Source organism: Ruegeria profundi (genome assembly GCF_001507545.1).
GTDB lineage: Bacteria > Pseudomonadota > Alphaproteobacteria > Rhodobacterales > Rhodobacteraceae > Ruegeria > Ruegeria profundi.
The window spans coordinates 439446-451337 of the sequence record NZ_LQBP01000001.1; the positions used below are offsets into that span (position 1 = coordinate 439446).

At 55.3% G+C, this 11892-nt stretch carries 10 protein-coding genes; 3 read left to right on the forward strand and 7 right to left on the reverse strand.

The window, feature by feature from the left end; translation table 11 throughout:
* Nucleotides 1-136 precede the first annotated feature (136 nt).
* Nucleotides 137-1036 carry an FkbM family methyltransferase gene (locus AVO44_RS02175; protein ID WP_068331871.1) on the forward strand — a complete coding sequence of 300 codons (900 nt, stop codon included), beginning with the start codon at nt 137-139 and terminating at the stop codon, nt 1034-1036.
* A gap of 157 nt (nt 1037-1193) precedes the next feature.
* On the opposite strand, the gene ispG is transcribed toward AVO44_RS02175, so the two are convergent.
* From ispG to hemA, 3 genes are all read right to left on the reverse strand, one after another.
* A complete protein-coding gene (gene ispG / locus AVO44_RS02180; RefSeq protein ID WP_068331874.1) occupies nt 1194-2315 on the reverse strand; it encodes a flavodoxin-dependent (E)-4-hydroxy-3-methylbut-2-enyl-diphosphate synthase in 1122 nt (373 codons plus the stop codon).
* A gap of 71 nt (nt 2316-2386) precedes the next feature.
* Nucleotides 2387-3598, reverse strand: coding sequence for a helix-turn-helix domain-containing protein (locus AVO44_RS02185; RefSeq protein WP_068331877.1), 1212 nt, complete (start codon nt 3596-3598; stop codon nt 2387-2389).
* Nucleotides 3599-3725: 127 nt separating this feature from the next.
* On the reverse strand, nt 3726-4949 hold the full coding sequence (gene hemA / locus AVO44_RS02190) for a 5-aminolevulinate synthase (RefSeq protein WP_068331879.1): 1224 nt from the start codon (nt 4947-4949) through the stop codon (nt 3726-3728).
* A gap of 320 nt (nt 4950-5269) precedes the next feature.
* Between hemA and AVO44_RS02195 the strand changes: the two genes are divergently transcribed.
* Entirely contained in the window at nt 5270-6655 is a 1386-nt protein-coding gene (locus AVO44_RS02195) for a dipeptidase (RefSeq protein ID WP_068331882.1), read from the forward strand.
* 54 nt (nt 6656-6709) lie between these two features.
* Here the strand turns inward: AVO44_RS02195 and lpdA are convergent, their stop codons facing one another.
* The gene (gene lpdA, locus AVO44_RS02200; protein WP_068331885.1) at nt 6710-8104 is read right to left on the reverse strand and encodes a dihydrolipoyl dehydrogenase; all 1395 of its coding nucleotides are present in this window, start codon (nt 8102-8104) and stop codon (nt 6710-6712) included.
* Nucleotides 8105-8318: 214 nt separating this feature from the next.
* Here lpdA and AVO44_RS02205 point away from each other — a divergent pair, with 214 nt between their 5' ends.
* Nucleotides 8319-8753 (forward strand): hypothetical protein, encoded by a 435-nt coding sequence (locus AVO44_RS02205; protein WP_068331888.1) that lies wholly within the window; start codon nt 8319-8321, stop codon nt 8751-8753.
* On the opposite strand, the gene AVO44_RS02210 is transcribed toward AVO44_RS02205, so the two are convergent.
* From AVO44_RS02210 to queA, 3 genes are all read right to left on the reverse strand, one after another.
* The gene (locus AVO44_RS02210) at nt 8750-9328 is read right to left on the reverse strand and encodes a DUF924 family protein (RefSeq protein ID WP_068331890.1); all 579 of its coding nucleotides are present in this window, start codon (nt 9326-9328) and stop codon (nt 8750-8752) included. The two genes, AVO44_RS02205 and AVO44_RS02210, sit on opposite strands and share 4 nt — an antisense overlap.
* A 110-nt stretch (nt 9329-9438) precedes the next feature.
* Nucleotides 9439-10710, reverse strand: a complete 1272-nt coding sequence (locus AVO44_RS02215) for an MFS transporter (RefSeq protein WP_068331893.1) — start codon at nt 10708-10710, stop codon at nt 9439-9441.
* Nucleotides 10711-10827: 117 nt separating this feature from the next.
* Nucleotides 10828-11874 carry a tRNA preQ1(34) S-adenosylmethionine ribosyltransferase-isomerase QueA gene (gene queA / locus AVO44_RS02220; protein ID WP_068331896.1) on the reverse strand — a complete coding sequence of 349 codons (1047 nt, stop codon included), beginning with the start codon at nt 11872-11874 and terminating at the stop codon, nt 10828-10830.
* Nucleotides 11875-11892: the final 18 nt, after the last annotated feature.

The following is an 11892-nucleotide window of genomic DNA, read 5'->3' on the forward strand; positions in this document are numbered from 1 at the left end:
TAATTCCCCTCGCAACTGCTGAGGCGCAACTCATGACCGCTTTCCTTGGGTGTCGGAAAATTTCAAGTTCACAACCCGCGTTTTGAACGATATCTTTGAATATATCAAAGTCATTGACCTATAGGCCGGGGTGCGCATGAGTAACAACAAGAACTCTGGACTTTCCCGCGCCGCGCGGCGTGTTCGTGATGCGGGACGAGTTCTTCGGGGAAAGAAAATAGCCTCCGATCCAGATGCTAATCGGCCGAAAGTCTCAAAAACGACCTCAGACGACACACCCCAATATCCAAAGGCGGATCAGGGTATCATTGTCGATGTCGGCATGAACGATGGTAAGGACACGCATTATTACCGAAAAAGAGGGTTTCATGTCATTGCTGTCGAGGCCATTCCGGACTTGTGCGCCACAGTGGCCAAACAGTTTGCAGATCTCGGCGTCGATGGGGTCGATATCCGAAATTTTGCTGTAACCGACGACACCACAGACGAAGTCGCGTTTTACGTGAATAAGCATATTTCAGCCTGGAGCTCAGTCGACGAAAGAATCGGCAGCCGGCTCAAAGGGGCCGAAAAGATCAGTGTCCCTGCGGTAGATTTGTCCAGTGAACTGAGCTCGGTTTCCGGGCAGATTCTTTATATTAAGATCGATATCGAAGGTTATGATAGTGTTGCGCTTTCACAAATCATGAAGCTTCCGAACCTGCCACGTTATGTTTCGGTCGAAAACGGCAGCTCGGACATGCTCAACATTCTGCATGAGAACGGGTATGACGGGTTCAAATTTTCGAACCAGAAATACGTTGAAACCCAGACGGTTTCGCCCCATTCGCCGCACGGCAAGATCGTTAATCATAAGTTCAAATCAAGCGCGTCGGGCGTATTTGGCGAAGATCTGCCCGGAAAATGGATTTCTTACGAAGACGCTTTGAAAATTCAAAAGGCACTGAATCTGGCCACTCAAACCGCGCCTAACAACCTCTTTGCTGAGATCATCGGGTGGTTTGATCTGCACGCAAAGCATTCATCTGCGAAGTAAAACTCATAGTTTGTCTGGCACAAAACCCGAACCAAACACACACGTTTTCCCCAGACAGAGCTGGTATACCCAACGCTGCAACGGGTGACAGATATATACCACTTGCAATTGCCCTTCAGCGGCTTTTATATCATCCACGCTTACCCACCGAGGTGGTTTACTCGGCGGCTTCCTGCGCCGCGTCTAACTCAGCCGCCTTTTTCTCAACCTGTTCAACGATGTGATCAATCATCTGATCGTTCGACATCTTATGGCTGGCCTTGCCCGCAAGATAGACCATACCTGACCCCGCACCGCCGCCTGTGAAGCCGACATCGGTCATCAGCGCCTCGCCCGGGCCGTTTACCACGCAGCCGATGATCGACAAGCTCATCGGCGTTTTGATATGTTCCAGCCGCTGCTCCAACGCCTCAACCGTCTTTATCACGTCGAACCCCTGCCGCGCGCAGGACGGGCACGAGATGATGTTTACGCCGCGGTGGCGCAGACCAAGAGATTTCAGGATTTCATAGCCAACCTTGATCTCTTCGACCGGATCGGCGGACAGGCTTACTCGGATCGTGTCGCCGATTCCCATCCACAGCAAATTACCCAGCCCGATAGCTGATTTGATAGTGCCTGAGACCAGCCCCCCAGCCTCGGTAATACCCAGATGGATCGGTGCGTCGGTTGCCTCGGCGATACCCTGATACGCAGCCGCCGACAGGAATACGTCGCTGGCCTTTACGCTTATTTTGAACTCGTGAAAGTCGTTATCCTGAAGGATACGGATATGCTCTAATCCGCTTTCAACCATCGCCTCGGGACAAGGCTCAGCGTATTTTTCAAGCAAGTGCTTTTCCAGGCTGCCCGCATTCACCCCGATCCGGATCGAGCAATTGTGGTCTCGGGCCGCTTTGATGACCTCTTTCACCCGCGCTTCATCACCAATATTGCCCGGATTGATCCGCAAGCAGGCGGCACCGGCCTCGGCAGATTCAATCCCCCTTTTGTAGTGGAAGTGGATATCGGCAACGATCGGCACCGGGCTTTCGCGCACAATCTCTTTCAACGCCTTTGACGATGCCTCATCCGGGACCGAGACCCGCACGATATCCGCGCCCGCCTCAGCCGCAGCTTGCACCTGGGCCACGGTCGCAGCCACGTCGGTTGTCAGTGTGTTGGTCATCGTCTGAACGGCAATCGGCGCGTCGCCGCCGACGGGAACATTACCGACCATGATCTGACGGGACTTGCGGCGATAGATATTGCGCCACGGACGAACATGATTGAGCGACATAAAGACAAATCCAAGGCTGGCTAGATTAGGTGTTTAAATAGTCCGCCTACCGGAGCATCGCAATGGCTAGATCACTCTGCAGGGGCTTCGGCTGCTTGCGCCTGCAATTCGGCCACCAACTGTTTGAGGGCGCTGTTTTGCTCTGCCTCAAGATCAGCAACCGCATAGCTTTCAGCAACGGCATCCTTGGACAGCACTACACCTTTGGCAACTGTACCCGGCGCACCCGCAGGTCCGTAGTGTTCGCCATTCATCGAAAAGAACACCGATCCCGAAGCACCTGCACGCAGCAATGGTGGTTCTTCGGTCAGCGGAACCTCAAAAACACTGCCCTGTTCAACTGTGCCAAGGGTGCCTTCGAAAATCACGCTGCCATCCGCAGCCGTTACCCGCATCCAGGATGGGTTCACCGCAACGATCTTTAGAGTAGTATCAATCTGTTCAACCACCTGCGGCAAAGCAGGGCGCTCAACTGTGTGAACCTCGGCAATCTCGACCTGCGGCAACTGCTGCGGCAGGAAGGTTCCGACAGTGCGCGGGTCCAGAGTTGAGATTGGCGCATCACGCGCCACCAAGACCGGCACGTCCAAAGCCTGTGGGCGATACAGGCGGTCCAATGCCTCGGTGCTGGGATTGTCTGCAACGTTGGCTTCGGTCGCGCCACCAGAGCGTGCGGTATCCAGCGGATCAAGATCAGACAGAACGACGGGTGCTTGCTCAACCGGGCTGACCTGCACTTGCTGAATCCGGTTCAGAACCGACCAGCCGCCATAGCCGATGCCGCAGATCACCGCGATCAGCACCAATGACGATCCAATAGCCCGCGGTTCAATCTGGCTGACCAGCGATTCCCGACCCGGAAGGTACGGCGTATTGGGAGAGATGAATGGATCGCGGCCCATCGACCCTTGAGTACGCAGACCACCAGTTGGTTTCCGCACAACCGACGCTTCGGCCGACATACCATGCGCGACCTCAAAACCGCTTTCTTCACAGAAGGCAGCAAATGTATCGTCCGGGTTCATCCCGAGATACCGCGCATAGGAACGCACGTACCCGGCAATAAAGCCGGGTGTGTCGAACGCGTCTGGATCCGCGTCTTCGATTGCAGCTATGTAGTTGGCTTTGATGCGCAATTCCCGCTGAACATCGAGAAGGGACTTGCCCATTGTTGCGCGCTCACCCCGCATCCGGTCGCCAAGCCGAACTTCATAATCGTCATAACCCTTTGGCCTGACGTCAGTATCGCGTTCGGATTCGCGCTGAGATCTGCGCCCAATCATCCCTGCTGCCCCATTTTGCCTTCGCGTGTTTCACGCTAACGGAGAATCGCTTTGTAAATGATTCGCCCGCTAATTTTGTTAATTAACTCTAACACGCGACAAACCAGTTGCACACTTTCCCGTGAGGCTAACCTGCAAGTTCGGCGCGATTTAGCGCACAATGTGACCAAAGTTCGTCCATGGCCTGAACCAAACGGTTCATTTCGTTGGGTCCGTGTACTGGGGATGGAGTAAAACGCAGCCGCTCTGTTCCACGCGGGACAGTCGGGAAATTAATCGGCTGCACGTAGATTCCAAAGTCATCAAGCAACCGGTCGCTGAGGATTTTGGTATGCACGGGGTCGCCGACGATCACAGGAACGATGTGGCTTCCATGGTCAATCAACGGCAAACCCAGGCCCTTAAGGCGCAGCTTCAGGATTTTGGCTTGCGTTTGATGTTGCTCACGCAGTTCAACAGCTGTTTTCAAATGGGCGACGGATGCTGCCGCGCCCGCCGCAATCGCCGGCGGCAAAGACGTCGTAAAGATGAAGCCCGGCGCGTAAGAGCGCACAGCATCGCACATTTTCTCGCTGGCTGCGATATAGCCCCCCATAACGCCAAATGCCTTGGCAAGCGTTCCGTTGATGATGTCGATGCGATGCGCCAGGCGATCACGCTCAGTCACACCACCGCCGCGCGGGCCATACATACCAACAGCGTGCACTTCGTCGATATAAGTCAAGGCACCGAATTCGTCTGCCAGGTCGCAGATCGCTTCGATCGGACCAAAATCACCGTCCATCGAATAGATCGATTCGAAGGCGATCAACTTGGGCGCATCAGGATCATCTGCCTCAAGCAGTTCGCGCAGATGGGCTACATCATTGTGGCGGAAAATACGCTTGGCACCGCCATTACGGCGCACGCCTTCGATCATCGAGGCATGGTTCAGCGCATCAGAATAAATGATCAGGCCCGGAAACAGTTTCGGCAGGGTGCTGAGCGTGGCGTCATTGGCAATATACGCGCTGGTGAACAAAAGCGCGGCCTCTTTGCCATGCAGATCAGCCAGTTCAGCCTCAAGACGCTTGTGGTAAACCGTGGTGCCCGAGATATTGCGCGTACCACCCGAGCCTGCCCCGGCTGACTCAATAGCTTCGTGCATGGCATTCAGAACAATAGGGTTCTGCCCCATGCCCAGATAGTCATTGCCACACCAAACCGTGACATTCTGCTGTGACCCGTCCGGGCGAGTCCGAACCGCATGTGGGAAATGGCCGTTTCGGCGTTCGATATCGATAAAGGTCCGGTAACGTCCTTCATCATGTAGCCTGGCAATCGCTGTATCGAGCTGAGCAGTATAGTCCACCGATGTCTCCTTACGTGCCCGACCCAAGACTTATTCGGCCCGGCGATGTTCCTGACGCCATGACCGGACAAAGCCGAGCGCGCGCCTGTGCGTTCCCTTGTAGCAATTACGTATAAACGACATTGGGATCACATGTTTGATTTGCATCAAATATCCCGTCACATCAGCATGGACAAGTAAAGTTACTGCCCCCAGACGCGGGGAAACGACGCAGGTGTTTCCAGGTGTTTCCGATATTGTACCAAATTCCGCCAAAGCGGACTGGACGGCGCTGGTGGCGCTGATAGGGTCGCGCCAAATTTTACAAGCAGGAGACCCCTATGTCGCTGGACGACGTTTTGAACCGCATTGACGCTGATTTGCAGACCTCTATCGACCGACTTATGGAACTGCTGCGCATTCCGTCAATTTCGACGGACCCGGCCTATGACGCGCAGGTGGATCAGGCTGCCGATTGGCTGGTGGCTGATCTGCAAACGATTGGCATCGCGGCAGAAAAGCGCAAGACAGCTGGTCATCCCATGGTCGTAGGCCATATCGGAGAAGACAGCAACGCGCCGCATGTCCTGTTTTACGGGCACTATGATGTGCAACCGGTGGACCCGTTGAACCTTTGGACGCGCGACCCGTTCGATCCGGCCATCGAAGAGACGGAAAACGGACCCGTCATCCGGGGCCGTGGATCGTCGGACGACAAGGGCCAATTGATGACATTTGTCGAGGCCTGCCGGGCGTGGAAAGCGGTGCATGGGTCCCTGCCCTGCCGCATCACCTTTTTCTTTGAGGGCGAAGAGGAATCTGGCTCTCCTTCACTGGTTCCGTTCCTTCGCGAAAACGCGGCCGAGTTGAAAGCCGATCTGGCGCTGGTGTGCGACACCGCTATGGTCTCGCGCGGTGTGCCATCGATTGCCTCGCAATTGCGCGGTATGCTCAAGGACGAATTCACCATCATCGGCCCGCGGATCGACCTGCATTCGGGCCACTACGGCGGCCCCGGTTTGAACCCACTGCGAGAGTTGTCGAAAATCGTCGCCTCATTCTATGACGATGAAACTGGTCGCGTCGCGGTCGAAGGGTTCTATGAAGGTGTCCACGAAGTGCCGGCCGAGCAGTTGAAGCAATGGGAAACCTGCGGCTTTGACGAAGACGACTACCTGAAGTCCGTCGGATACTCGCAGCCCCATGGTGAAAAGGGATACTCAACGCTGGAACAGCAATGGGCACGACCGACGCTTGAGGTTAACGGCCTGTGGGGTGGATATAACGGCGCCGGATCGAAAACGGTCATCCCGTCACAAGCGCATTGCAAGATCACCTGCCGGTTGGTCGGCGACATGGACCCTGACGCCCTGCGTGACAAAATTCGCAAACATGTCGAAGACCGCCTGTCACCCGATGCAAAGATCGAGTGGGACAATGATCTTGAGGGGTCTCCTGCTTCGGTCATGAACTTGGATCGTCCGGAATTCGAAGCGGCCCGTGGTGCCTTGTCAGATGAATGGGGCCGTGAGGCCGTGTTCACCGGAATGGGCGGATCGATTCCAGTTGTGGGGTATTTCAACACGGAACTCGGGCTGGATTCGATGTTGGTCGGTTTTGCGAATGAAGACGATGCCATCCACTCGCCAAATGAAAAGTATGACGTGAAAAGCTTTCACAAGGGCATCAGGTCCTGGGCGCGCATACTGGATGCCTTGACCCGCTAAAGAAAAAAGGCACCGCTTACCCAGCGGTGCCTTCAACTTGGTTTCAAGCCAAACCTACATGTGAATGACTTGACCGTAAGCGTCCAACACGCTTTCGTGCATCATTTCTGACAGCGTCGGGTGCGGGAACACCGTGTTCATCAGGTCTTCTTCCGTTGTTTCCAACTGCCGCCCCACGACATAGCCCTGAATCAATTCGGTCACTTCTGCACCAATCATGTGTGCGCCCAGCAACTCGCCTGTCTTGGCGTCAAACACGGTTTTGATCATACCCTCGGGCTCACCCAAGGCGATGGCTTTACCGTTACCGATGAAGGGAAAACGGCCCACTTTGACTTCATGGCCAAGTTCTTTGGCCTTGGCTTCGGTGTATCCGACCGAGGCAACCTGCGGGTGGCAATAGGTGCAGCCTGCGATGCTTTCGGGTTTGACCGGATGCGCGTGTTTGCCTGCGATCAACTCGGCCACCATGACGCCTTCATGGCTGGCCTTGTGCGCCAGCCAGGGCGCGCCCGCGATGTCACCGATGGCATAAAGGCCATCAACCCCGGTGCGGCAGAACTCATCAGTTACAACATGCGTCCGGTCAACCTTCACACCCAGCGCCTCAAGCCCGAGGTTTTCTACGTTGCCGACGATACCCACAGCCGAGATTACGGTGTCAAACTCGTGCTTCTCGACCTTGCCCTTCACTTCGATATGCGCGGTGACTTTGCCCTTGGCGCGGTCCAGTTGTTTGACCATCGCCTTTTCCATGATGGTCATGCCTTGTTTGGTAAAGGCCTTCTTGGCAAAGGCGCTGATCTCGGCATCTTCGACCGGCAATACCCGATCCATCACTTCGACCACCGTCGTATCCGAGCCCAAAGTGTTGTAGAAACTGGCAAATTCAATGCCGATCGCACCCGAACCAATGACCAGCAGTTTCTTAGGCATGCGCGGCGGCATCAGCGCATGTTTGTAGGTCCATACCAGATCGCCGTCAGCCTCAAGCCCCGGCAGCTCACGCGCCCGGGCACCCGTCGCAAGGACGATGTTCTTCGCGGTCAGCTCTTCGTTGCCCTTGTCGGTCTTGACGCTCACCTTGCCTTTTGCCGGGATCGTTGCCTCACCCATGATCACGGTGACCTTGTTTTTCTTGAGAAGATGGCCAACGCCGCTGGTCAGTTGTTTCGCGACTCCGCGTGAGCGTTTGACGACAGCATCCAGATCGTAGCCGAACTTGTCAGCGGTCAGGCCAAAATCTTTGGCGCGCTCCATCAGGTGAAACACTTCCGAAGACCTCAGCATTGCCTTGGTTGGGATACACCCCCAGTTCAGGCAAATGCCGCCCAGATGTTCACGCTCGACCACGGCTGTTTTTAAACCCAGCTGTGCCGCGCGAATGGCAGCCACATAGCCACCCGGACCAGCGCCGATTACGATCAGATCAAAAGATTGTGCAGCCATGGTTCCCTCTCGGCGCAGGTCGGTTGTAAAATTAGTTTACCATTAAACTATATCCCAGAACGCATCAATACACCTTTCCCGCGACATAACAGACGCGGGCGAAATGTAACGCTTCATGCGGATTTCAGCCTATACCGCACGAGTTTCAATGGCTAGAACATAGGTGCCGAATTAGACGTTCCGTCCTAAACGCAAGTTATTCGAGAGGCTTATCATGGCCAAGACATTCAAAGATCTTTTGCTTGCCCTGCTCAATGCCACGCTTATCCTTGTGGCGCTTTGCCTTTTTCTTGGGTGGCGGCTGGCAACGACCGTAGAAGACATCACCACAGTCTTTTCAGAAAAAGTGCAGATTGTCGCGCCGCTAAAAGACGAAATTCGCGGTATCCGAGGTGAGATTGCAGCCCTGCGCAGCGATCTTACGAGCATTCAGGACAGCGGAACTGTCACGGATATTGCCGAGAAACTGCGCATTTCAACGGCTTTGGCAACGCTGGATAACATGGAGGCCAGGATGCAGGATTCGCAGGCCCGCATTGCTGAGATTACCGAGTCACCACAGACGTTGATCAACTCTGCCATAGAAAAATCGGCCGACGTGGTCGCCGACCGGATCATTGCTGTTCGTGGCTGCGTGCCCCAGTCCTAGCCGGTGGCCTGCAGTTCGCGAACCGTTGCACCATATCCGCCCATGTCGACATAGGCTGCTTCGTGTGCCGTCATCGGGCGCTTTAGGGCTTCGTTCCGGTATGGAAACCGCCCAAACTTGCGGATCACTTCACGATGCGCACGTGCGTGCAACAGATTGCTTTGATCGCTGCTGGACATATTCTGACACATCAGACGGACACAGCGTTCCTGATCGCAGAGGTTTTCCGAATGCATCAAAGGCAGGTAAAAGAACTGCCGCGCAGGTTCGTCAATCTTAAGATCCCAGCCTTTGTCTATCGCACACTTGGCTGCCGACAGGGCAGCACGATCAGACGCGAATGCCTTGGCGCTGCCGCGGAACATGTTTCGCGGGAACTGGTCCATCAGTATGATGTAAGCCAAAGCCCCATTGGGATAAGTCAACCAAAGTGAAAACTTACCTTCATGCGCGGCTTCCCACGTAGTCAAGAACCGTTCGCGAATATCTGCATCCAAAGCGTCGTCTTGTAGATACCAACCCTTGGGACCAATTTCATCTAACCAAAAACTCAATACTTCTTCAGGCCCAACCATTGCCCTAAACTCCGTCGTGTTGCCCTCCCCAGGGACGTAAGGTCATTAAATGCCTATTTACAGATTTGTTACAGTAAAAAATTGCAACACTTGCGTCATAATCTTGTGTTTCAGGCAACATCTTGCGTTTCAGCGTCGGCTTCGGCGGCTTCTATTGCGACCTCCTGTGCCAGTTCTACCGCAACAGGCGAAGCTGTCGCATAGACCGTGGACATGGTGCCTGTCTCGTCAACCGGGATCGCGGCACGCTGGGTCATGCGGTACAGCGCGTAAACAGCCGTAGTAACTAGAAGCGCGGCGATGAACAGGAAAAACCCTTGCGGGCCGAACACCCCATCGCCCATCAGCCACCCCGTAATCAGCGGGCCAGCAATAGCGCCAAGCCCGTTGATGAACAACAACCCGCCCGATGCAGCGGCCATGTCCTCATGCTGCAAAAAGTCGTTCGCGTGAGCGATGAGAAGGGAATACAGCGGGTTCGACATCCCACCGATCACGAAGGCCGAGACCAGCAGGATCGGGAAAGCCAAACCAAACAGCATTCCTGCAATCGCGCCGCATGCGCCAGTGACCGCGACCACCATGATCAGGACGCGGCGGTCCATACGGTCAGAAAACCAGCCCAGTGGGTATTGCAGCACCAAGGCGCCGACATAAAACGCGGCAACGAAGGTCGAGATTTCAGCCAACGAAAGATCTGCTCGCGCCCCGTAGACTGAGGCCATGCCAAACTGAGCCGAGAACACTCCGCCAAGCAAGAACATACCGACGCAGCCAAGCGGTGAATACCCGAACAATTCGCGCAGGGTCATGGGTTTGGTGGTGTCAAATGCGGGTGTCGGTGAAATCGACAACAGGATCGGCGCAAACGAAACCGAAACCAGGATCGAGGCGATCACGAACGTGTCGAACCCAGCAGGGTCGCCCAAAAGAACCAAGCCTTGGGCGCTGATGATGCCCACCATCTGAAAGATCATGTAAAGCGACAGGGCCTGTCCGCGGTTTTCGTTGCTGGCGGCATTATTCAACCAACTCTCGGCCGTGACATACACGCCGGAAAAGCAGAACCCGATCAGAACGCGCCCCAGAATCCAGACCACGGGATTGGTCATCAACGGGTACAAAATCATCACTGCCGAGATGAACGACGCCAGTGCCGCGAATACGCGCACATGTCCGACGCGTCTGATCATCTCGGGTGCCAGGCGCGAGCCGCCAAGAAAGCCGAGGAAATACGCCGACATCACAAACGACATCTCCAGGGTCGAAAACCCTTCGATTTCACCGCGAACACCAAGAATCGTACCTTGCAGGCCGTTGCCGACCATCAGAAGCCCCATCCCCAGAAGAAGCGCCCATGCGCTGGAAAGAACCTGAAGCATTCGCGCCTCCAAGAAATGTAATTTCGACCTGAACTGTGGAATCGCTTGTATAGGAAAAACGGCTCTGTTCGTGCTTGTCTACGACATTGCGGGCAAATGATCCCGACAACGCGCCTCTTACGGGATCAAAAGCGACGCGTCACCATAGGAAAAGAATCGGTATTCCTGCTCGATGGCATGGGCGTAGACTTCGCGCATTCTGTCTTGTCCCATAAGTGCCGACACCAGCATCAAAAGTGTGGATTTTGGCAGGTGGAAATTGGTCATCAACGCGTCTGCCACATGGAATTTAAAGCCGGGGTAGATAAAAATATCCGTCTCACCTTCCCAAGGTTCAATCCGGCCAGAACGTCCCGCGCTTTCGATCAGGCGCAGGGCGGTTGTTCCGACTGGGATGATCCGACCGCCAGCCTCTTTCGTGGCGCGGATTTCCTCTGCGGCCTCAGCGCTGACCCGACCCCACTCTGCGTGCATTTTATGGGTGGTTACGTCTTCAACCTTTACCGGCAGAAAGGTGCCAGCGCCAACATGCAGTGTTACATGGCTAAGTTCGACGCCGCGCGCTGCAAGCGCCTGCATCAGGGGCTCATCAAAATGCAGCGAGGCTGTAGGAGCCGCAACCGCGCCAGAGTTTCGCGCCCAGATCGTTTGGTAATCTGTCTTGTCCCGCTCGTCCGCCGGGCGTTTGGCGGCGATATACGGTGGCAGAGGCATCGCACCTGCCTGTTCCAATGCCGCGTCGAAATCATCCCCTGTCAGGTTAAACCTCAGATAGGCCTGCCCACCTTCCGCGCGCTCAAGCGTCGCGCTGAGGTCATCGGAAAACTGGATGTCTTCCCCGAGCCTAACCTTTTTTAACGGCTTGATCAGTGCCCCCCATGTGCCATCGGCCTGCGGGTCCAACAAGGTTGCCTCAATTGCAGCTGAAACTGGTCCCTGAGCGCTGTCACGATGGCGGCGACCATTCAGGCGCGCGGGGATGACGCGAGTATCGTTTAGAACCAGCCGATCGCCGGGTTGCAGCAAACCGGGCAGATCGAACACGTGCGCATCCGACAGCGTATCCTTGCTTGCAACAAGCATCCGCGCCGATGAGCGCGGGCTGGCGGGTCGCGTTGCAATCAGGTCTTCGGGAAGGTGGAAATCAAAATCGCTGAGTTTCATGGCCGCGCCATACAGCGC

What these genes read in the sequence shown, in the direction of transcription:
- AVO44_RS02175 (WP_068331871.1), top strand. Translation starts at nt 137, where the DNA reads ATGAGTAACAACAAGAACTCTGGACTTTCCCGCGCCGCGCGGCGTGTT.
- ispG (WP_068331874.1), bottom strand. Translation starts at nt 2,315, where the DNA reads ATGTCGCTCAATCATGTTCGTCCGTGGCGCAATATCTATCGCCGCAAG.
- AVO44_RS02185 (WP_068331877.1), bottom strand. Translation starts at nt 3,598, where the DNA reads ATGATTGGGCGCAGATCTCAGCGCGAATCCGAACGCGATACTGACGTC.
- AVO44_RS02195 (WP_068331882.1), top strand. Translation starts at nt 5,270, where the DNA reads ATGTCGCTGGACGACGTTTTGAACCGCATTGACGCTGATTTGCAGACC.
- lpdA (WP_068331885.1), bottom strand. Translation starts at nt 8,104, where the DNA reads ATGGCTGCACAATCTTTTGATCTGATCGTAATCGGCGCTGGTCCGGGT.
- AVO44_RS02205 (WP_068331888.1), top strand. Translation starts at nt 8,319, where the DNA reads ATGGCCAAGACATTCAAAGATCTTTTGCTTGCCCTGCTCAATGCCACG.
- AVO44_RS02210 (WP_068331890.1), bottom strand. Translation starts at nt 9,328, where the DNA reads ATGGTTGGGCCTGAAGAAGTATTGAGTTTTTGGTTAGATGAAATTGGT.
- AVO44_RS02215 (WP_068331893.1), bottom strand. Translation starts at nt 10,710, where the DNA reads ATGCTTCAGGTTCTTTCCAGCGCATGGGCGCTTCTTCTGGGGATGGGG.
- queA (WP_068331896.1), bottom strand. Translation starts at nt 11,874, where the DNA reads ATGAAACTCAGCGATTTTGATTTCCACCTTCCCGAAGACCTGATTGCA.